The following is a 21,150-nucleotide window of genomic DNA, read 5'->3' as shown; positions in this document are numbered from 1 at the left end:
TAGCGCATTTAAGACAAAATCGAGACAAGACGTCTGGCTAAGCCGCTCCTGACACCCTTCAGGAGAGATTGCCAAATGCGCCGGATAGATCGTCTTCCCTTCGTTTTCGCCGTGGTTCTCTATGTCCTGGCGTGGCTGTTGGGTTTTCCGATCCGTGCGCAATCGGCGCCGCTCGGGGACGTCGAATGCACGCTGATCGTCGACGCCGCAGGCGGCGAGACGCTGTATCGCGAAGGGACCTGCGATCAGCGCGTCAGCCCCGCCTCCACGTTCAAGGTTCCGCTGGCGCTGATCGGCTACGATGCTGGAATCCTGAGCGACGAGCACACGCCAAGCTGGGAGTACAAGGCAGAGTTCAATGCGCCGAAACGGGACCGCAAGACCGTCGACCCGACGATCTGGGAAAGGGATTCGGTCATATGGTTCTCACGCGAGATTACGCGCCGGCTCGGCAGCAAACAATTTGCCGGCTATGTGTCGAAATTCGAGTATGGCAACACGGACGTTTCCGGAACTCCCGGCAAGAATGATGGACTCACCCATTCCTGGGTGAATTCTTCGCTCGAGATATCGCCCGTCGAGCAGGTCGATTTCCTGCGCAGGCTGCTGGCGCGAAAACTGCCGGTTTCGAACAAGGCCCACGCCATGACCGGTGCGATCATACCGACGTTTCGAGCGGGCGATTGGACGGTGCAGGGCAAGACTGGAACGACCAGGCTCGGCGACAGCGCCGACAAGCGCTCGCTTGGCTGGTTTGTCGGCTGGGCGCAGACCGATGCTCGCAAGATCGTCTTTGCCCGCCTGGTAATCGATACGGAACGTTCCGACACGCCCAAGGGACCCAAGACGCGGGCGATGTTCCTGAACGAGCTGCCGAATCTCGTCAGGTGACCTATATCCGGCTTTACGGCGCCGAAAACTGTCCATAAAAGACCGCTCGCCGCCGGACGCATCCGGCTCTTACTGATGCATGTCGTAGCCCCAAAACCGCTAGGCAGTTTTGGGCGACATGCATTTCACCACCCGCGCTCGTTTGCGGGACTGGATAGGAGAATCTTATGCTGAATTCCGTTTCCCTGACATTTCCCGATGGCTCCGTCCGCGACTACGACGCGGCGATGACCGGCGCCGACCTGGCGGAATCGATCTCGAAGTCGCTGGCCAAGAAGGCCGTTGCCTATTCGATCGACGGCACGCTGCGCGATCTTTCCGACCCGATCGGCAAGCCGGGCAAGGTCGAGATCATCACTCGCGAGGACCCGCGCGCGCTGGAGCTCATCCGTCACGATGCAGCCCATGTGCTGGCCGAGGCCGTGCAGGAACTTTGGCCGGGTACGCAGGTGACTATCGGGCCGGTGATCGAAAACGGATTCTACTACGATTTTGCTCGCAACGAGCCGTTCACGCCCGACGATTTCCCGGTGATCGAGAAGAAAATGCGCGAGATCATTGCGCGCAACAAGCCGTTCACCAAAGAGGTATGGTCGCGTGAAAAGGCGAAAAGGATCTTTGCCGACAAGGGCGAGCGCTACAAACTGGAGCTGATCGACGCCATTCCCGAGGATCAGGATCTCAAGATCTATGCGCAGGGCGACTGGTTAGACCTTTGCCGCGGCCCGCATATGGCCTCGACCGGCCAGATCGGCAGCGCCTTCAAGCTGATGAAGGTCGCCGGCGCCTATTGGCGCGGCGATTCGAACAACCCGATGCTGACGCGCATCTACGGCACGGCCTGGGCCGACCAGGCGCAGCTCGAAGCCTACCAGACGATGCTGGAGGAGGCCGAGAAGCGCGACCACAGGAAGCTCGGCCGTGAGATGGACCTGTTCCATTTCCAGGAGGAGGGGCCGGGCGTCGTGTTCTGGCACGCCAAAGGCTGGAGGATGTTCCAGAACCTGGCCAATTACATGCGTCGCCGCCTCGACGAGCAGGGCTATCAGGAAGTCAACGCGCCGCAGGTGCTCGACAAGAGCCTGTGGGAGACGTCCGGGCACTGGGGCTGGTACCGGGACAACATGTTCAAGGTGACGGTTGCTGGCGACGACACCGACGACGACCGGGTGTTTGCGCTGAAGCCGATGAACTGCCCCGGCCACGTCCAAATCTTCAAGCACGGGCTGAAGTCCTACCGCGATCTGCCGGTAAAACTTGCGGAATTCGGCAATGTGCATCGCTATGAGCCGTCCGGCGCGCTGCACGGGTTGATGCGCGTGCGCGGCTTTACCCAGGACGATGCCCACATCTTCTGCACCGAGGAACAGCTCGCCGACGAGTGCATCAAGATCAACGATCTGATCCTCTCGACCTATGCGGATTTCGGCTTCGACGAAATCACCGTCAAGCTGGCGACCCGCCCCGAAAAACGGGTCGGCACCGACGCGATGTGGGATCATGCTGAGGGCGTGCTGCAGGACGTGCTCGACAAGATCGCGGCGCGGTCGGGCAACCGGATCAAGACGGGCGTCAATCCGGGTGAGGGCACGTTCTACGGGCCGAAGTTCGAATATGTGCTGAAGGACGCCATCGGCCGCGAATGGCAGTGCGGCACCACACAGGTCGACTTCAACCTGCCGGAGCGTTTTGGCGCCTTCTACATCGGCTCCGATTCGGAAAAGAAGCAGCCGGTGATGGTGCATCGTGCCATCTGCGGTTCCATGGAGCGGTTTCTAGGCATCCTGATCGAGAATTATTCGGGCCATTTCCCGCTCTGGTTCGCACCGCTGCAGGTGGTGGTGGCGACGATCACTTCCGATGCCGACGATTACGCCCAAAAGGTCGTTGCGCAGCTGAAGGCGGCCGGGCTGATTGCCGAAGCCGACCTGCGCAACGAGAAGATCAACTACAAGGTCCGGGAGCATTCGCTGGCCAAGGTCCCGGTCATCCTCGTCTGTGGCAAGCGCGAGGCCGAGGAAGAAACGGTCAATATCCGCCGTCTCGGTTCGCGCGACCAGGAATCGCTTGGTCTCGCAGCTGCCGTGAAGCTGCTTGTCGACGAGGCGGTGACACCCGACCGCAAGCGCCGCGCGGCCTGAACCAGCCGACCTGCAATGAATGCCGGTGGAGCGATCCACCGCCATTTTCATATGCCTGTCACGCCGCGCGCCTATCCGGCTATCCGGTTGGCGCGACGCATGCGCAAGGCAGCTTAGAGAGGCAGGGCTTAGTCGGCGCCTTCCTCGGAATCGATGGCCGAAGCCTCTGTGGCCAGAACCTCGATGTCCTGGTTGTGCCCAGCCACCACCGTAAAATCCTTCTGGTAGATGCGGTCGCGGTTCTTGGCGATGATGGTGTAGTCGCCCTCGGCCAGCACCATCGAGGCAAAGGCACCGACGGTTTCCTTGATCGGATCGCCGGATTCGTTCAGCAGCGACCAGGAGGTGTCGGCGATCGCCTCGCCGCCCGGTTCGCGCACCAGCTTCATGGTCATCTCGGCCGCACGGTGCTCGACGGTCGCTTCAGTCAGCTTGCCGGCCTCGACGCGGATGTCGGAGCGGATGACCGCGTTCACAGCGCCATAGGTCGAAACAACGTGGTAGGTGCCGGCATTGAGCCGCACGACGCTGTTCGGCTCGACATCGGGTATGATCAGGGCGCGATCGCCGTCGGCCGCGGCGTGGCTCTCATAGATCGAGAAGCGCAGCTTCTTCGGCGGTATGCGCACCCCACCGGACAGCACGGCATCGAGCTTGAGGCCGCCGGCATCGAGCACGAGGCTCTCGCGCTTGGCTTCCTTGCCGACGGTGATGCGCTTGGTGGCGCCGGCCCGCCCGTAGGAGGCGTGGACCAGATAGGAACCCGGCTCGAGCTGGAATACGGCGGTACCGCCATGAGCGGAGGCGACCATCGGCAACTTGCCGTCGCTGGCCGATTCGGGCTTGAAGACGCGCCAGACGATGCCGCGCGTGATGTCGGCGCCCTTGTCTGTCAATTGCGCCGACAGCGTGATTGCCCCGCTGCTCCCCAACACCAGCGATGTCTCGCTTTTCGGAGGCGCATAGCCCGAAATTCCGGGAAGTTCCAGTTCGCCGAGGCCGTCCACATCCTGGGCGACGGCGAGCGAAACCGGCACCATCAACAGTGCGGCAGCGAGCCATATCAGGAAAAGACGCAATGTCCCCTCAAACATGCCTTGCGTTGAAGCCCAAGGCGGTGGCAATTTCAAGGCTTAAGAGTCCGGTCGGCTTCTGCTACAGGGCTCTTTGTCCGGCGCGCTGCGCCAATGCCCAAGCCGCCCGATGTCCCGATGGTGCGCTTCAGCTCAAATTCCAGGAGACTTGCGCCCATGGCGTCGCCGATCATCGATTTTCTGCTGACCCGAAATTCCGCGCCGATCCCAGATTTGAAAGAGCCGGCACCGGGCGATACGGAGATCGCGACGATGATCGCCGCCGCCTCGCGGGTGCCGGACCACGGCCGGCTGGAGCCCTGGCGTTTCATCCTCTATCGCGGCGAGTCTCGCATCGAGATCGGCAAGAAGCTGGCGGCACTTGCCGAGCAGCGTGAAGGACCGCTGCCGGAAGGCCGCCGCAACCAGGAATTGGCGCGCTTTTCGCGGGCGCCGCTGGTTATCGGCGTGATCTCGATCCCCAGGGAAAATCCAAAGATCCCGCAATGGGAGATGTTCCTGTCCGGCGGCATGGCGGCGATGAACCTGATGCTTGCCGCCAATGCGCTGGGCTACGGCACCAACATGATCAGTAACTGGTATTCCGACGTGCCCGAGGGCAGGGCGATCCTTGGCCTGGCGCCGCATGAACGGGTCGTCGGTTTTGTCCATATCGGCTCCTACCAGGGGCCGGCACCGGAGCGGCCACGGCCCGATCCCGCAAAGCTCTCTGCCGATTATTCAGGGCCGTGGCTGGGATAATTTCGGCGCGGAACAGACCTAAGCGCCAAGCCCAGCTACCCTGGCCCGCGCCAGGAGCCGCTCGGCCAGTTTTAGATGCGGCCGGTCGTACATCTTGCCGTCGATTCCGACGACGCCGGGGTTTCCCGCCGCCTTAAATGCCTCGACGATCGCCAGGGCGCTTTTCACCGCTTGCGCCGAAGGCGCGAAGGCGGCGTTGATGACCGGCACCTGCGCCGGATGGATCGCCATCTTGCCGGTGAAACCGTCGCGCTCGGCCTCGGCGCATTCGGCCTCGAAGCCCGCCATGTCGCGAAAGTCCGGAAAGACGGTGTCGATTGCCGCGACTTCCGCGGCACTTGCGGTAAGCATGGTCATGGTGCGGGCGAGGCGGAACACATCCGTGTAGCGGCCATTCGCGTCGCGCGTCGCGCGCGCGCCGATCGCCGCCGACAAATCTTCCGCCCCCCAGGTGACGCCGACAAGCCGCGCGCTTGCACGGGCGTAGGTCGCTGCGGCCAAGACGCCTGCGGCCGTTTCTGTGATGATCGGCAGGATCTTTATAGCTCCATCCGGCAGGCCGCTTTCAGCTTCGTGCACCCTGAGCTTGGCCGAGAGATGCTGGACATCCAGTCCGCTGTTCGACTTAGGCAGCATGATGCCGTCTGGTTTTGCCGGCACGAGCGCCGCCAGATCGTCGTCGGTCAGTCCGGTCGAAAGATCGTTGACGCGCACATAGATCACGGAGCTGGTTCGGTGCCTGTGCCCGGCGATGAAACGCGCCGCTGTGTCGCGCGCCAGATCCTTGTTCTGCGCGGCAATCGAATCCTCGAGGTCGACGATGACCATGTCGGCGCCCACGCCAAAGCCCTTCTCCAGCTTTTTTTCCGAGTCGCCGGGGACGAAGAGCAGAGAACGCATCGGCTACGCCTTTTTCATCATCATGGCTTGCCTCGTGCATTTGGCAACCAGCATGTCGTTCTGGTTATAGGCGCGATGCTCGAACTCGACGATACCGCGGTCCGGTTTGGACCTGGAGTCGCGCACCGAAACCACCGTGGTCTCGACGCGAATGGTGTCGCCGTGGAAGACGGGGTGCGGAAACACTGTCTCCTTCATGCCGAGATTGGCGATGGTGGTGCCGACGGTGATGTCGTTGACCGAGATGCCGATCATCAGGCCAAGCGTGAACAGCGAATTGACCAGCGGCTTGCCCCATTCGCTCTTCGCCGCGAAGTCGAAATCGATGTGCAGCGGCTGCGGGTTCAGCGTCATCACCGAAAACAGCATATTGTCGCTTTCGGTCACGGTCTTGCGCAGCGTGTGCTTGAACACATGGCCGACAGCGAACTCCTCAAGATAAAGCCCGGCCATGGTCGATCTCCTCTGCTGCTTAAGGGTTGATAGGCGTTGCGTACCGGGCTCGCAAGCCAGTTAACGAACATGGTGAACCGTTCGTAAACCATTTGTGCCTACGGTCGCGACAGGGGCCAGAAGCGTTCTGGCAAAGGGCGTAAGCAGGCGACATGGTCGTTTCGCATTTCCTGAAATGGATCCACACGGCGAAGGTGTCGGAGCGCGTTGCAGCGGCAAGCGCACTTGCTCGCGCCTATGTCGATTCGGACCTGCCTTTCGAGGACCGCTGCGCTGCTGAGGCGGCGCTGACATTGCTGCTCGATGACGCATCCTCGAAGGTGCGACTGGCGATCGCCGACGCGCTTTCCATGAGCCATCATGCGCCGCCGCAGATCGTCAGCGCGCTGGCGTCGGACCAGCCGGAAGTCGCAGCCCTGGTGCTGGCGCGGTCGCCGCTGCTTACTGATGCCGACCTGATCGATCGGGTTGCCGGCGGCCAGAAAGCGACGCAGAGGGTGATCGCCGACCGGCCGCGCGTGTCGATGTCGGTTGCGGCGGCAATCGCCGAGATCGGCGAGCCGGAGGCCTGCATCACGCTGCTCGCCAACAGCGGCGCCGACATCGCATCGATCAGCTTTCGGCGCATGGCCGAGCGGCATGGCCATCTGCCTCTGGTGCGCGAGGCGCTGATTGCCGATGCGCGCCTGCCCGCCGATTGTCGGCATTTGCTGCTGGTCAAAGTGGGCGAGACGCTCAAGGGCTCGCCGCTGGTGCTGGCGCTGATGGGCGCCGCAAGAGCCGAGCGCGTCACGCGCGATGCCTGCGTCAAAGCTTCCGTGACATTGATCGAAGGCACGCGTGCCGAGGAACATACAGCGCTTGTCGAACATCTGCGTCTGCGCGGCGACCTGACCGCAAGCTTCGTCATCCGCACCATCGCGCACGGCAAGGTCGATTTCTTTGGTTCGGCCCTGGTCGCGCTCAGCCAGCAATCCGAACAACGGGTGAGAGCACTGCTGGCCGGCGGCCATGACGTGGCGCTGCAGGCACTGTTCCGCAGCGCCGGGCTTGCCGCCGCCACCCACGCCATCATCCTGCGCGCGCTGAAGGTCTGGCGCGAGGTCGCCAATGGCAAACGCCTCGCCGGCGTGCAGGAAGTCAGCTGGTTGATGCTGAAGGAATTGGGCGGGCAGTCCGCCGCGGGCGATCTCGCCGGGCTGATCAAGTCGATCCATCTCGACGCGTTGCGCGAGAACGCGCGCGGGCACGCGCTGGCGATCGCGGCTGCCTAAAGTGAAGCGGTTTTCCCTCCGGAATTGCTTTAGAACAAAGGAAAGAGCGGTTCGGCGTTTCCGTGAACGCTGAACCGTTCCAGGCCTCGTCCTTCGCGAAAATATCCGGGTAGCAACAACCGCCGTCTGTGGCTCACCTGGCAGAAGACGCTCAGATATCCAGCACTTCCGTCTCGGCGAATTCCGCGCGTTCCTGGATGAAGCGGAAACGGGCCTCGGGCTTGGTGCCCATCAGTGCGTCGACAGCATCCTTGGTCGCCGCCTCGGCGTCGATCACATCGACCCTGAGCAGCGTGCGCTTTCTCGGGTCCATGGTGGTTTCCTTGAGCTGGGCGGCCATCATTTCGCCCAGCCCCTTGAAGCGGCCGATTTCGACCTTGCCGCGCCCGGTGAATTCGGTGCGCAGGAGTTCGTCCTTATGCGCGTCGTTGCGGGCATAGCCGACCTTGCCGCCTTGGCGGATCGAATAAAGCGGCGGCACCGCCAGGTAGAGATGGCCGCCGCGGACCAGGTTTGGCATCTCCTGGTAGAAAAAGGTGATCAGCAGCGAGGCGATATGGGCGCCGTCGACATCGGCATCGGTCATGATGATGACCCGGTCGTAACGCAGGTCCTCGTCGCGGTATTTCGAGCGCGTGCCACAGCCCAAGGCCTGGATCAGGTCGGATATCTGCTGGTTGCCGGCAAGCTTGTCGCTGCCGGCACTGGCGACGTTGAGGATCTTGCCGCGCAGCGGCAGCACCGCCTGGCTGGCGCGGTCGCGCGCCTGCTTTGCCGAACCGCCGGCCGAATCGCCCTCGACGATGAAGAGCTCGGCGCCGGCGGCGGCATTCTGTGTGCAGTCGGCGAGCTTGCCGGGCAGGCGCAGCTTGCGCACCGCACTCTTGCGCGACACTTCCTTTTCCTGGCGGCGGCGCACCCGTTCGTCGGCGCGCGCGATCACCCATTCGAGCAGTTTCGAGGCCTCCTGCGGATTGTCCGCCAGCCAGTGGTCGAACGGGTCGCGGATGGCGGTTTCGACGATGCGGATCGCCTCGATCGTCGCCAGCCTGTCCTTGGTCTGGCCGACGAATTCCGGTTCGCGGATGAACACCGACAGCATGCCCGCCGCCGAGATCATCACATCCTCGGAAGTGACGATCGAGGCGCGCTTGTTGCCGACCAGATCGGCGTAGGCGCGCAAGCCGCGCGTCAGCACGTTGCGGAAGCCGGCCTCATGCGTGCCGCCTTCGGCGGTCGGAATGGTGTTGCAATAGGAATTGATAAAACCGTCGCCGCCGAACCAGGTCACGGCCCATTCGAGCGAGCCGTGACCGCCCTGCTTCTCGCTCTTGCCGGCGAACATTTCACGGGTCACCTGGAATTCGTCGCCGAGCGAGGCTTTCAGATAGTCCTTGAGGCCGCCCGGAAAATGGAATTCTGCCTTGGCCGGCGTCGTGTCCTTTTCCTTGATCAGCGAGGGATCGCAGGTCCAGCGGATTTCGACGCCGCCGAACAGATAGGCCTTTGACCGCGCCATGCGGTAGAGCCGCGCCGGCTCGAAAGCAGCACCCTTGCCGAAAATCTGCTCGTCTGGATGGAAGCGGATCTTCGTGCCGCGCCGGTTATGCACGTCGCCGAGCTGCTCAAGGCCGGTCACCGGAACGCCTCGTGAGAAGCGCTGGCGATAGAGCTTGCGCCCAATCGCGACCTCGACCTCGAGATGGTCGGACAGCGCGTTGACGACGGAAACGCCGACACCGTGCAGGCCGCCGGACGTCTCGTAAACCTTACTGTCGAACTTGCCGCCTGAATGCAGCGTCGTCATGATGAGTTCGAGCGCCGGCTTCTTGAATTTCGGGTGCGGATCGACCGGAATGCCGCGGCCGTTGTCGGTGACTGACAGGTATCCGTCGGCGGAAAGCTCGACATCGATGAAGGTCGCATGGCCGGCGACCGCCTCGTCCATCGAATTGTCGATGACCTCGGCAAACAGATGGTGCATCGCCTTGTCGTCGGTGCCGCCAATGTACATGCCCGGGCGGCGGCGCACCGGCTCCAGCCCCTCCAGCACCTCGATGTCGGCGGCACTGTAACTCTCGCTGGCGTCGCGGGGCGCCGGCCGCTTCGCCGCCTGCACCAGCGGATCGGCCGGGCGCGCGGCGGCGCGAGCAGGCTGAGGCTGCTTGTCCAATTTGGCGAAAAGATCGTTGTTGTCGTCCATGCCGGTCCTGGATTCCGATGCTGCGAATCACCACCCGATACTGCCACGCTTTTCGCGGGCAGGCGACGGAGGTTCCTGTTACGTTCGAGGATAGAGCCTCTTACTGCAAAACCATTCGACAGCCAAGCGGCGGAAATGGGGTCGAAGCTTGGAGCATCGACGCTTTGTAAACCTTGTCCGAAGGTTACGCCGGAAGACTGGCTGAAAAAACGGTATTTGCGGACTGTCGCTGACCTAGAATGCAGCGGAACGCTCACGAGGCTGTCGCTTACGCATGTTGGATTACAGTTCGCTCCTGCTCGCGGCGGCGCTGTCGGGCACGTGCCTTAGCATCACAATGTTTGCGATCTGGTTCACCGCGCCACAGGCACGCTTTGTGCTGACGGTGGCGTGCGGCATTCTCGTGCTCGTCGCACATGTGGTGCTGTTCTGGCATTACACCAGGGATCCAAGCGCCTGGCTCTGCCAGATCGTGCTTGCGCTTCTCAGCCTCGGTTTCCTGATTATCTGCCTGTCGGCCATGCAATATCTCGGCATAGGCGATTACAGGCGCGCCATCTTGCCGACCTTGGTTGCGACGGCTGTTTGCGCGGGCGCGACGTATCTCGGGTTTGATGGTGTCGGCTTCATCGTCACCTACGCGACGGTAACGGCGCTGCTCTCGCTCATCGGGGTGATGTTCTGGATTGAGGGTGGTCACGATCGCCGGATATTGCTGGTCGTCTCGTTCCTGAGCGGCGTCTGTGCGCTGTCGTTCGGACTTTGCGGCGCGGTCCTGCTGGTCAAGGGGCAATGGGTGCTGGGTGTTGCGCCCGACAATTGGGCCGAGCGGGTGAATTCCGTCGTAGCCGTCGCCTGCATGACCGGGCTCGGCGCATTGACGCTCTCCCTGCACCATTTGCAGGCGCAGATCGAATTGAAGGCCGAGACGATGACCGATCCATTGACCGGGCTGATGAACCGGCGGGCGTTGACGGCACTCTACGGCGAGCGGGTCTTCGGCCCGTTCATGTCCGTCGCCATGTTCGACCTCGACCATTTCAAGAGAACGAACGACGTTTTCGGTCATCCGGTCGGCGACCAGGTTCTGCGCCGCTTTGCCGCTGTCATCAGGAAATACGCCAGGACCGGCGTCGACGCGTTCCGGTTGGGCGGCGAGGAGTTCGTGCTCGTCATGTCGCGGATGACGGAAGAGAAGGCCTATGACATTGCGAGCAAGATCAGCGTCGCCTTCGGCACAGAAGTCGTGGCCACACAACTTGGTCCGTTGCGAAGCACAGTCAGCGGCGGCATCGGCTTTGGCGGAACAAACGGCACCGGTCTCGACGATGTGCTGGCCGAAGCCGACGCAGCACTCTATGCGGCAAAGCGCGCCGGGCGAAATCGCGTCGTCGTTCGGGACCGGGCGAGCAAGGCCGACGGGCCGGCCTTGCGTTCTGCCTGATTGGGGTTTCTATCTTCTTGTTAGACCCATGATCTTGTCGGAAAACCGGATTCCACTTTTCGGAATCATGATCTATTCCGCCGCACCCAGATATTCCGACAGCGGCGGGCAGGAGCAGACAAGGTTGCGGTCGCCGGCGACATTGTCGATGCGTGACACCGGCGGCCAGTATTTTGCTGCCGTATCGGCATCGCCGGCGGGGTAGGCCGCCTCCAGACGCGAATAGGGATGTGTCCACTGGCCGGCCAATGCCTCGGCGGCGGTGTGCGGAGCGTTGACCAGAGGATTGTCGGCCAACGGCCATTCGCCCTTCGCCACCTTGGCTGCCTCGCCGGCTATGGCGATCATCGCTTCGCAGAAACGATCCAACTCGCGCTTGGGCTCGGATTCGGTCGGCTCCACCATCAGCGTGCCAGCGACCGGGAACGACATGGTCGGCGCGTGGAAGCCATAGTCGATCAGCCGCTTGGCGATATCGTCGACGCTGATGCCGGCGCTGTCCTTGAGCACGCGGGTGTCGAGGATGCATTCATGCGCGACGCGTCCGTTGCGCCCCTTGTAAAGCAGGGGGAAATGCTCGCCAAGCCGCGTCGACACATAGTTGGCGGAGATGATCGCCGTCTCGGTCGCCTGCTTCAGGCCGGAAGCGCCCATCATGCGAATATACATCCAGGTGATCGGCAGGATCGAGGCGCTGCCGAACGGTGCCGCCGCCACGGCATGGACCGAGCCTTCGGTGACGTGGCCGGGCAGATGCGGCTTCAGATGCGCCTTGACGCCGATCGGGCCGACGCCGGGGCCGCCGCCGCCATGCGGGATGCAGAAGGTCTTGTGCAGGTTCATGTGGCAGACGTCGGCGCCGATATCGCCGGGACGGGCGAGGCCGACCAGCGCGTTGAGGTTGGCGCCGTCGAAATAGACCTGGCCGCCATGGCTGTGGACGAGGGCGCAAAGGTCGCGCGCGCCTTCCTCGAAGACGCCATGCGTCGAGGGATAGGTGAACATCAGCGCCGCGAGATTATGCGCATGCTCGGCCGCCTTGGCCTGCAGGTCGTCGATGTCGATATTGCCGTCCTCGGTGCAGCGCACGACGACGACGCTCATGCCGGCCATGGCCGCACTTGCCGGATTGGTGCCATGCGCCGAGGAGGGGATCAGGCAGACGGTGCGATGGCCTTCGCCGCGTGACAGATGATAGCGGCGAATGGCGAGCAGCCCGGCATATTCGCCCTGGCTGCCAGCATTGGGCTGCAGGGTCACCGCGTCGAAGCCGGTGATCTCCGCCAGCCAGCCTTCCAGCTCGTCGATCATGGCGCGATAGCCTATCGAATGGTTTGCCGGGGCGAAGGGATGCAGGTTGGCGACATCAGGCCAGCTCACCGGCATCATTTCGGCGGCGGCGTTGAGCTTCATGGTGCAGGAGCCGAGCGGGATCATGGCGCGGTCAAGCGCCAGGTCCTTGTCGGCCAGCCGGCGCAGGAAGCGCATCATGTCGGTTTCCGAGTGGTTTTCGCGGAAGACGGGCTGGGTGAGGAACTCCTTGCCGCGCGGTTTTCCGGGCGTGGAACTGCCGGCGGCAACGCCGGCCTTAGCGCCGAAAAGTGCTGCGATCGCCTCCAGATCGGCTTCGGTGGAGGTCTCGTCGAAGCTGATGCCGACATGGTCGGCGTCGATGACGCGCAGCAGGCGGCCCGTCTTTTCTGCGGCGGCGGCAATCGCGCCGGCTCTGCCCTTCACTTCCGCAGTCACCGTGTCGAAGCGGCTTTCGCCGATCACCGAAACGCCCGCTGCCTTGAGGCCGACGGCCAGGCAGTTGGCCAGCGTGTGGACGCGGCCGGCAATCGCCTGCAGCCCGGCAGGGCCATGCCAGATCGCGTAGGCCGTCGCCATATTGGCGAGCAACGCCTGTGCGGTGCAGATGTTGGAGGTCGCCTTGTCGCGGCGGATATGCTGTTCGCGTGTCTGCAAAGCCAGGCGATAACCGGGACGGCCCTTGCTATCCGTCGACTGGCCAACAAGCCGGCCGGGCATCAGCCGCGTCAGCCTGTCGGAGACGGCGCAATAGGCGGCGTGCGGCCCGCCAAAGCCCATCGGCACGCCAAAACGCTGCATCGGGCCGACGGCGATGTCGGCGCCAAGCCTGGCCGGCGCATCGGTCAGCGTCAAGCCAAGCGGGTCGGCGATGAAGACGACCAGCGCGCCGGCGGCACGGGCCTTGTCGATCGCTGCCTTGTGATTGCCGTAGACGCCGAATGTATCGGGCCAGGAGACCAGCAGGGCGGCGGTGTTGTCGTCGATCACCTCGCCGTCCACCTCGATGCCGAGGGGCTCGGCGCGGGTGCGCACGACGTCCAGCGTCTGCGGGTGCGGCGTGCCGGCCAGTGCCACCTTGGTGCGCTTGTCGCGATGATGGCGCAGCGCAATGCCGACCGCTTCGGCCACCGCCGTCGCCTCGTCGAGCAGCGAGGCCGATGCCACCGGCAGGCCGGTCAATTCTGTCACCAGCGTCTGGAAGTTGAACAGCATTTCCAGCCGGCCCTGGCTGATCTCGGCCTGGTAAGGCGTGTAGGCGGTATACCAGGCCGGGTTCTCGAACAGGTTGCGCTGGATCACCGGCGGCACATGGACGCCATGATAGCCGGCACCGATAAAGCTCTTCAGCACCGTGTTCTTTGCCATCGTCGCCGCGAGCTCGGCCAGCGCTTCCGCTTCGCTTGCGGGGGCGGGCAGGGCCAGCGGCCGGTCGAGCCGGATCGACTTCGGCACTGCCTGACTGATCAGGGTCTCGACCGAAGGGACGCCGATCGTCGCCAGCATGGCTCTGACGTCATGGAGGCCCGGGCCGATATGGCGAGCCGAGAAGGGGTAGGGTGCTGCGGTCATCTTCCTGGTCCTGCTATCAACCAATATGGGCTTTGTAAGCGGCTTCATCGAGGAGCCCATCGAGCTGGCTCTCATTGGCCAGCTTCATCTTCCACAGCCAGCCGTCGCCGGTTGCCGCCGAATTGACGAGCGAAGGATCGGCCGACAGCGCGGTATTGGCCTCGGTGATCTCGCCGTCGACCGGCGCGTAGACATCCGATGCGGCCTTGACCGATTCGACCACCACGGCGGTGTCGCCCTTGGCTAGCTTTCTGCCCAATTCCGGCAGCTCGACAAAGACGAGGTCGCCGAGCTGCTGCTGTGCGTAGTCGGTGATGCCGACCGTGGCGACGCCGCCCTCGACGCGAAGCCATTCGTGATCTTCGGTGAAATAGGTCTTTGCCATTGAAATCATCCTTTGCGGTAGCGATGGGGCGTGAAGGGCAAGGGGTGGATGTCGACCGGGATTTTCGTCCCGCGGACATCGGCGAACAGTTTTGCGCCGGATTTGGCAAGCGGCGTCTGGACGTAGCCCATGGCGACCGGATGACCGGCCGAGGGGCCGAAGCCGCCAGAGGTGACATGGCCGGCAGGGTTGCCGTCGGCATCGAAAAGGGCAGCACCGGCGCGCACCGGCTGGCGGCCTTCCGGCTTCAGGCCGACGCGTTTTTGCGCTGGACCACGCTCCAGGATGGCACGCAGCGCATCGGCGCCGATGAAGGCGCCCGAGGCGCGAACCTCCTTGGGGATGGCCCACATCAGCCCGGCGCTGGCCGGATCGATCTCCGGCGTGATGTCCAGCCCGTGCAGGCACAGTCCGGCTTCAAGCCGCAGGCTGTCGCGGGCGGCAAGGCCGACCCACATCACCCGCTCGTCCTCGAGCAGCCTGGCGACGAGGTTTCTTGCATCCGCTTCCGGCAGGCCGATCTCGAAGCCGTCTTCGCCGGTATAGCCGGACCGGCTCATGAACCATTTTTCGCGCGGCTCGATACCGTGCATGAACACCAGCGAACCCGTCTCGATGCCGGCGCGGGAAAGGGCAGCCCATGCTTCGGGGCCCTGGATGGCAAGGAAGACGCGGTCGAGTGCGTCCACCTTCACGTCGAAATCGCCCTCTGCTTCGAAATTTTTGGCCAATGCGCGCAGATGCTTTTCGTCGGCGGCGGCATTGCCGGCATTGGCGACCATCATGAAGCGCTCGGCGCCAAGCCTGGTGACGATCAGATCGTCCAGAATGCCGGCGGCCTCGTTGAGGAAGAACGTATATTTGGACAGGGAAACCTCAAGCGCGCCGGCATCGAACGGGCAGGCGCGGTTCAGAAGCGCTGCTGCCCCCGAACCGCTGATTTCGAACAGCTTCATGTGCGAGATGTCGAACAGGCCGGCATGCTCGCGGCTGTGCAGATGCTCTTTCATCACACCGGCCGGATAGGTCAGCGGCATCGACCAGCCGGCGAAGGCGCCAAAGCGCGCACCGCCTGCCACATGCAGATCTTCGAGGGGAAGGTGTTTGGTGTCGTCGCCCGTCATGTCATCTCCAGAGTCGCACGCAAGCGGCCGCGAATGGCGACCAGTCCGTGCCCCTCTGTCTGAAGCCTGAGAGACTCGCGCCCCGTAACTCTGTCGGCAGCGCTTACACCTTCGGCGCGGGGGCAAGCCCCGACTTTCCAGAGTGTCTTTCCCGTCTACGGTTCTTTTGCCTGAGAGATTTCGGGCGATTTCCCCTTCGGCGGCAGCTCTCGCTGCTCTCTCCCGCAAACAGGTAGGACTCGGTCAGGAGCCCTCGACTCGTCATCCATAGCCCGTGGACGACACCTTGTCACCTGCCAGCGACATTTTTACTGGACAGGTCGCGACCCTATTGTTTTGCGGGCTCGGGCTTGGCTGTCTCGAAGCGCGACATCCATTTGAAGCTGCCGAACCAGTAGCGGCGAACGCCGCCTATGGTGCCGTCGGCGGTGCGCGCGCCGATCCAGTTGTTGACGTATTGGATGAGGCGGACATCGTCCGGCCGCATCGCAAACGCTTCCGGCGTCCGCAACAGCGGGCCGCCCACCAGCTTGAGCTTGGCGTCATAAAGCCTGGCGGCCATTTGCGGCGTCGGCGATGTCGCCACCATCGCCTGTGCTTGCCCGCTGATGACGGCGGCGAAAACATCGGCCGCATTGTCGAATGACACGATGGCCGCTTTCGGGAATGCTTCCCTCGCGGCGGCTTCGTCCGTCGAGTTGGAGAGCACGGCGATCTTGTAGCCCGGCGCCGCCAGTACCTTGCCCGGCCTTTTCCCAAGACTGGCGATCGTCGCCACCATTCGGATATCGGCGGTACCGGTCTGGTCGGAGAACACCACCTCGCGTGCGCGTTCCGGCGTGCTGGCGTAGCCCGCCGCGATCATGTCGAAATCACCCTTGAGCAATCGCGTCTTGAGGTCGTTCCATGGCACCTCGACCAGCTTCAGGTCGACGCCGAGATCGGACGCCAGCGCACTGGTCAGGTCGACATCATAGCCGGCGAACTTCCCGTCGGCCTTCTTGAGGATCCATGGCGGGTTGAGCGCGACGCCGACTGTCAGTGTCTTCTGATCGATGATGCGCTTGAGGCTGTCGTCCGCCCGGGCTGGCAGCAGCGACAAAGCCAACCATGCAGAAAGGGCAAGTATAATAGTGGCGATAATCTTAGCGCGCATTAATATAACCTCACTGAGCCCGTCCGGTTGTCAGACTTACACAGAGGTGCCATTCTGTCGATAGCGGACCCTGATGGAGAGTTGCAATGTCGGCACGGATGGCGGTTACCGGTTCGATGATGTTCCTGGGTTGCATCCTGGGCAACCCGGCGAAGCTTTCGTTGCTGCCGGCGGCAGCGCAGGCTGCGGGGGCAAAACGCGTGGTCTGCTCCAGCGCCGATTACCGTTATTCCTATTGCGGGGTCGATACGCGACGTGGCGTGCAGTTGACCTCCCGTCTATCGAAGGCACGTTGCGTATACGGTAGAAGCTGGGGCTATGACGGCGGCGGCATCTGGGTCGACAATGGTTGCTCGGCCGAATTCGCAGTCGCCGGCCCCGACCGTAACCCCTCTGCTGGCGACCTCGCCGCAGCCATTATCGTCGGCGGCGTGGTAGGCGCCATTCTCGACAACAGCAATTCGCATCGCCATCATTCCGATAATTACTATCCGAAGCCGCGCCCGCGCCGTTACGACCAATCGATCGATCCGACGCCGCAATTCGACAATCAGGGCAATCCCAACTTCGATACCCACGGCAACTACCAAGGACCGCACGGGCTTGGGAAGCTCGTCACCCCGGACGATAATCCCGACCTGAATCCGGCCCTGCGGAGCGACGGCGACGACGGCGACGACGACAGTTAATGCATGTCGCGCAAAAGTGCGCAGCGGTTTTGCGACAACGACATGCATGAAAAGAAGAGCCTACAGCGCGTCGCATGAGGCCGATCGAACGCGGCGCGCTCTAGGTGAAACTGAGATCAGGTTTCAGTCAGATGCCGCCGTACCAGTCGTAGCCATTGTCCTCCCAATAGCCGCCTCTGCCGCCGCCGATATTGGCGAAGCCGTCGACCAGCTCGATCTTGTAGAGGTATTTCGGCATCTTGTAGCCGAGCTGGCGCTCGACGCGGACGCGCAGCGGCGCGCCGTTCTCGACCGGCAACGGCTTGCCGTTGAGGCCATAGGCAAGGATCGTCTGCGGATGACGGGCATCGATCAGGTCAATCGAGCCGTAATATTTGATATCGCCGGCAAGGCTGCGGTCGATCGTATCGAGGCAGTGGAACATGACATAGCGCGCCTGCGGCTTGACCACGGCCTGGTCGAGCACCAGCGACAGCGGCGTGCCGGTCCATTTGGCAATGCAACTCCAGCCTTCGACGCAGTCGTGGCGGGTGATCTGGGTGCGGCTCGGCATGTTCATCAGCTGCTCGCGGGTCAGCGACAGCGGCTTTTCGACAAGGCCGGAAACCTCCAGCCGCCAGTCGGCGAAATCGCTGGCGAGCAGGCCCTTGTAGAAATCGTCGTCGGGTGCGGTGACGCCGTTCGGCCGCTGCGGCTGGCGAATGTCGGCCTCGGTGAATTCCGGCGCCAGCGCATCAGCGCCGGCAAGCAGTCGCTGCGCCCGCCAGGTCAGGCCATTGGCGCTTTCGAGGAAGCTGCGCAGGCTGTCGCCGACGCCAAGCTGGCTGTCGAAGGCGTCGCAGCCCGACAGCATGATGCCGGAAAGGCCGAGGCTGGCCGAGGTCAGGAACTTTCTTCGGCTTATCTGTAGCTTGGGGCTGATCTCGAATTTCGCCATGTCAGGCACTCCTCTCTGGCGCATTGTCGGCATGCGCCGGCGGGTCGGTTCGATACCAGCCGGTGATGATTGAGCGCAGCTCGTTGATCGGACCGGCGGCCAGGATCATCAGGATGTGGATAATGAAGAAGGCGACGAGCAGCAGCATCACCGTGAAATGAATGGTGCGCGCCGTCTGTCGGCCGCCGAGCAAATCGTTCAGGAACGGCAGGACCGAATCCATGCTCGGCGACATGGCAAGGCCGGTGATGATCATCAGCGGCAGCAGCACGAACAGCACGCCGCCATAAGCCATCTTCTGCAAGGTGTTGTATTCGCGCCTGTGGTGAAACCTGAACCTGGCGTGGTCGACAATGTCTTGCGGCAGCCGCCTGATGTCATCGAGGCGCGGGGCAAGATCGCGGCGCAAATGGCCGTTGATGAGGCTGGCGACCAGCCAGACCAGCAGCGTGGTGGTCAGCACCCAGGCAAAGAAGAAATGAACGACGCGCGCGGTGCCGAGATCGTAGTAGGAAGGAATCGTAGCCCAGGACGGGAAGGCCCGGGAAGTCTCCTGGCCGGCCGGACCCGACCAGCCGAGCACACCAGTGGTATCGAAGCGCTTGCCGAAGATTTCGGTGTAGCCGCGCGGGCCAGCCGCGGTATTCTCGGCGCCAATGGCGAAGATGGTGTTGTTGTAGCCAAAGCCCGACTCCTTGCCGATGTAGAGCTGCGGGCGGGCGTTGAAGATCTGCAGGCCGGAAAGCAGCATGAAGAACAGCGCGATCGCCCATAGCCAATGCGTCAGCCGCGTCCAGCGCGACTGGCGATAGATCAGCGTCACATCGCTCGGCGCGGCGGTATCTGCTCCGGCGGCTTGGTTTCTGGCAAGCGATTCCATCTGTTGTTCCTCCGGCCGCGCGTTCGCCGCGGCCTGTCAGATATCTTCTCCTCCCAATACGTCGCCAGCCTAAGCGATGTTTCACCCGATCACGGATTTATTACGGACTGCCGAGGCTGACGGCTAGGTTGACTGCGGCTGCGACGATGACTGTATTGAAGAAGAACGACAGGATCGAATGCACAAGCACGACACGGCGCATTTGCGAGGTCGTGATGTTGGTGTCGGCGGTTTGCGCCGTCATGCCGATCACTGTCGAAAAATAGAGGAAATCCGAGCCCTCCGGCCGCTTGCCGCCCGGGAAGTCGAGGCCGCCGACTGGAATCCTCTTTTTGGTGTCGCCATCCATCGCATCGCCGTCCAACCAATAGAGATGCGCGTAGTGAAGTGCCGCCATGGCATGGATGGTCAACCAGCCAAGCGGGATAGACAATAGCGCGACCGTAAGCTCGACGGGATCCGCGCTCTTCTCCCTGTTGATCAATTGAAACAACGAAATGATGGCAATAGCGACCACAACCAGAGTGACCGCGAAGATCGCCAGTACCGGCAGGTCCGTCTCGCCTGCATTCTTGCGCAGATAGCTGCCGGTAAGCCGAGGCATGTGGGCGATGACAAGAACGAGATAGGCGGCAAAGAACACGTTGGCGCCGATCGAATAGGCAAGCGGCGCACGCCAGATCAGCGCGGCGCCAAAGGCTGCCACGCCGATGCAGGCCGACACCGCGAACAGCGTGTGGCGTCGCATGGGCATCTTGGTCGGGGTACCAGCCGCCATGGCCTTCAGTTCGCTAACGCGGATTTCAGCGCTCGCCGTAGGATGCGGTCAAGCTCGCCTAGGAACCGCGAGCGATCCTGCGGCGCGAAGCTCGAATTGTAGCCCTTGCTCTCGCCGGTTTCGCGCAGGTGCTGCTTGAGGTCGCGCATCGCCACCGCCATGCCGATCGTTTCGGGCGTAAACGGGCGTCCGGTGGGACCAAGTACGTGGGCGCCAAGCGCCACCGCGCGCGCGGCAAGCGGGATATCGGCGGTCACCACAATGTCGTTGGACCGGGCATTTTCGACGATCCAGTCGTCGGCGGCATCGGCGCCCTTGGGGACGACGACATTGCGGATCATCGGATCGCGCGACGGACGCAAGCCGCCATTGGAGACGAAGGTGACGACGATGCCGTGCCGCTCGGCGACTTTTTCGACCTCGGCCTTCACCGGGCAAGCGTCGGCGTCGACGAGAATAGCAGGTGCGGGCATCGTTGTTCCAAATGGGAAAGTGCCGGGCGGCGTCGCCCGGCTCGATCGATGATAGTCGAGCGGCTACTAGGCCGGCAATGCGCCGGATCTCTTGGCCGTCCAGGTGGCGATATAGTCCATCAGGCCAGGATTGAGGCAATCATAAGGTTCGAGCCCGATCGACTTCAGCTGTGACCTTATGCCGTCCATGCGGCTCGGATCGACACCGGATTCAATGATCGACGAGACAAAGGCGGTGAAGCCCGGCGGCGACCAGCCATCCTCCTGGAAGCGTTCCGGATGGATGAAGGACAGCCCCTTGAAAGCGTGGTCGCGCTCGACCGGGCCGTGCATGTGGACGCCGCAGCCGGTGCAGGCATGGCGCAGGATCAGCGCGCCCGGATCGACCACCTTCAGCTTGTCGCCGTTTTCGGTCACCGTCACGTCGTTTGTACCGGCAACCGCCACGATCGAGAACAGCGCGCCTTCCGGCTTCCAGCATTTGGTGCAGCCGCAGGCATGGTTGTGGGCGATCTGGCCCTTGACCTTCACCTTGACCGGGTTGCTGGTGCAGGCGCAGACCAGCGTGCCGCCGGCAAAGTCAGGCTTTTCCCGTGGCAATCCATTGTCGATTTTAGGATGCAGTTTTTCCGGCATTTTTGTCTCCTCCCGTGTTGAACATGTGCATTTTCGGCCGCTGGCTGGTTAGCCGGCGGCTTTCTCCT

At 62.9% G+C, this 21,150-nt stretch carries 19 protein-coding genes and 1 riboswitch; of the genes, 6 read left to right on the top strand and 13 right to left on the bottom strand.

Going from position 1 to position 21,150, the window contains the following annotated elements; translation table 11 throughout:
- Nucleotides 1-75: 75 nt before the first annotated feature.
- On the top strand, nt 76-891 hold the full coding sequence (gene blaOXA, locus NKH42_RS16320) for a class D beta-lactamase (RefSeq protein WP_352689964.1): 816 nt from the start codon (nt 76-78) through the stop codon (nt 889-891).
- A gap of 167 nt (nt 892-1,058) precedes the next feature.
- On the top strand, nt 1,059-3,032 hold the full coding sequence (gene thrS / locus NKH42_RS16315; RefSeq protein ID WP_352751287.1) for a threonine--tRNA ligase: 1,974 nt from the start codon (nt 1,059-1,061) through the stop codon (nt 3,030-3,032).
- 128 nt (nt 3,033-3,160) lie between these two features.
- Here thrS and NKH42_RS16310 read toward each other — a convergent pair whose 3' ends face one another.
- Nucleotides 3,161-4,126 (bottom strand): RgsD C-terminal domain-containing protein, encoded by a 966-nt coding sequence (locus NKH42_RS16310; RefSeq protein WP_352508766.1) that lies wholly within the window; start codon nt 4,124-4,126, stop codon nt 3,161-3,163.
- Nucleotides 4,127-4,282: 156 nt separating this feature from the next.
- On the opposite strand from NKH42_RS16310, the gene NKH42_RS16305 reads away from it, so the two are divergent.
- The gene (locus tag NKH42_RS16305; RefSeq protein WP_352508748.1) at nt 4,283-4,867 is read left to right on the top strand and encodes a nitroreductase family protein; all 585 of its coding nucleotides are present in this window, start codon (nt 4,283-4,285) and stop codon (nt 4,865-4,867) included.
- A gap of 18 nt (nt 4,868-4,885) precedes the next feature.
- Here NKH42_RS16305 and NKH42_RS16300 read toward each other — a convergent pair whose 3' ends face one another.
- Together NKH42_RS16300 and NKH42_RS16295 are read right to left on the bottom strand one after the other, a co-directional pair.
- Nucleotides 4,886-5,767: an HpcH/HpaI aldolase/citrate lyase family protein gene (locus NKH42_RS16300; RefSeq protein WP_352751283.1), complete on the bottom strand. Its 882-nt coding sequence runs from the start codon at nt 5,765-5,767 to the stop codon at nt 4,886-4,888.
- Between the two features lie 3 nt (nt 5,768-5,770).
- Nucleotides 5,771-6,220, bottom strand: a complete 450-nt coding sequence (locus NKH42_RS16295) for a MaoC family dehydratase (protein WP_352508746.1) — start codon at nt 6,218-6,220, stop codon at nt 5,771-5,773.
- 152 nt (nt 6,221-6,372) lie between these two features.
- On the opposite strand from NKH42_RS16295, the gene NKH42_RS16290 reads away from it, so the two are divergent.
- Entirely contained in the window at nt 6,373-7,494 is a 1,122-nt protein-coding gene (locus NKH42_RS16290) for a DUF2336 domain-containing protein (RefSeq protein ID WP_352508745.1), read from the top strand.
- Nucleotides 7,495-7,645: 151 nt separating this feature from the next.
- On the opposite strand, the gene parE is transcribed toward NKH42_RS16290, so the two are convergent.
- Entirely contained in the window at nt 7,646-9,697 is a 2,052-nt protein-coding gene (gene parE / locus NKH42_RS16285; RefSeq protein ID WP_352508744.1) for a DNA topoisomerase IV subunit B, read from the bottom strand.
- 274 nt (nt 9,698-9,971) lie between these two features.
- Between parE and NKH42_RS16280 the strand changes: the two genes are divergently transcribed.
- The gene (locus NKH42_RS16280; RefSeq protein WP_352508743.1) at nt 9,972-11,141 is read left to right on the top strand and encodes a GGDEF domain-containing protein; all 1,170 of its coding nucleotides are present in this window, start codon (nt 9,972-9,974) and stop codon (nt 11,139-11,141) included.
- Nucleotides 11,142-11,213: 72 nt separating this feature from the next.
- Here NKH42_RS16280 and gcvP read toward each other — a convergent pair whose 3' ends face one another.
- From gcvP to NKH42_RS16260, 4 genes are all read right to left on the bottom strand, one after another.
- Nucleotides 11,214-14,024: an aminomethyl-transferring glycine dehydrogenase gene (gcvP, locus tag NKH42_RS16275; protein ID WP_352974305.1), complete on the bottom strand. Its 2,811-nt coding sequence runs from the start codon at nt 14,022-14,024 to the stop codon at nt 11,214-11,216.
- Between the two features lie 16 nt (nt 14,025-14,040).
- On the bottom strand, nt 14,041-14,409 hold the full coding sequence (gene gcvH, locus NKH42_RS16270) for a glycine cleavage system protein GcvH (RefSeq protein WP_352508741.1): 369 nt from the start codon (nt 14,407-14,409) through the stop codon (nt 14,041-14,043).
- A 5-nt stretch (nt 14,410-14,414) separates the two neighbouring features.
- The gene (gcvT, locus tag NKH42_RS16265; RefSeq protein ID WP_352689967.1) at nt 14,415-15,533 is read right to left on the bottom strand and encodes a glycine cleavage system aminomethyltransferase GcvT; all 1,119 of its coding nucleotides are present in this window, start codon (nt 15,531-15,533) and stop codon (nt 14,415-14,417) included.
- 148 nt (nt 15,534-15,681) lie between these two features.
- A riboswitch (glycine riboswitch) is annotated at nt 15,682-15,768 on the bottom strand.
- Between the two features lie 93 nt (nt 15,769-15,861).
- Entirely contained in the window at nt 15,862-16,689 is an 828-nt protein-coding gene (locus tag NKH42_RS16260) for a transporter substrate-binding domain-containing protein (protein ID WP_352689968.1), read from the bottom strand.
- Between the two features lie 86 nt (nt 16,690-16,775).
- Here NKH42_RS16260 and NKH42_RS16255 point away from each other — a divergent pair, with 86 nt between their 5' ends.
- Nucleotides 16,776-17,378, top strand: coding sequence for a DUF3011 domain-containing protein (locus tag NKH42_RS16255; RefSeq protein WP_352689969.1), 603 nt, complete (start codon nt 16,776-16,778; stop codon nt 17,376-17,378).
- A gap of 127 nt (nt 17,379-17,505) precedes the next feature.
- Here NKH42_RS16255 and NKH42_RS16250 read toward each other — a convergent pair whose 3' ends face one another.
- From NKH42_RS16250 to gfa, 5 genes are all read right to left on the bottom strand, one after another.
- A complete protein-coding gene (locus tag NKH42_RS16250) occupies nt 17,506-18,315 on the bottom strand; it encodes a molybdopterin-binding protein (RefSeq protein WP_254818381.1) in 810 nt (269 codons plus the stop codon).
- A gap of 1 nt (nt 18,316) precedes the next feature.
- Nucleotides 18,317-19,195, bottom strand: coding sequence for a cytochrome b/b6 domain-containing protein (locus NKH42_RS16245; protein ID WP_352751282.1), 879 nt, complete (start codon nt 19,193-19,195; stop codon nt 18,317-18,319).
- Between the two features lie 100 nt (nt 19,196-19,295).
- The gene (locus NKH42_RS16240; RefSeq protein WP_352751281.1) at nt 19,296-19,973 is read right to left on the bottom strand and encodes a DUF1345 domain-containing protein; all 678 of its coding nucleotides are present in this window, start codon (nt 19,971-19,973) and stop codon (nt 19,296-19,298) included.
- Between the two features lie 5 nt (nt 19,974-19,978).
- Entirely contained in the window at nt 19,979-20,446 is a 468-nt protein-coding gene (locus tag NKH42_RS16235; protein ID WP_352751280.1) for a YaiI/YqxD family protein, read from the bottom strand.
- A gap of 66 nt (nt 20,447-20,512) precedes the next feature.
- On the bottom strand, nt 20,513-21,082 hold the full coding sequence (gene gfa / locus NKH42_RS16230; protein WP_352751279.1) for an S-(hydroxymethyl)glutathione synthase: 570 nt from the start codon (nt 21,080-21,082) through the stop codon (nt 20,513-20,515).
- Between the last annotated feature and the right edge of the window lie 68 nt (nt 21,083-21,150).

Source organism: Mesorhizobium sp. M1142, from assembly GCF_040318565.1.
Lineage (GTDB): Bacteria > Pseudomonadota > Alphaproteobacteria > Rhizobiales > Rhizobiaceae > Mesorhizobium.
Note: the sequence above shows the minus strand (reverse complement) of the source record. Positions and strands in the feature narration are given on the sequence as shown.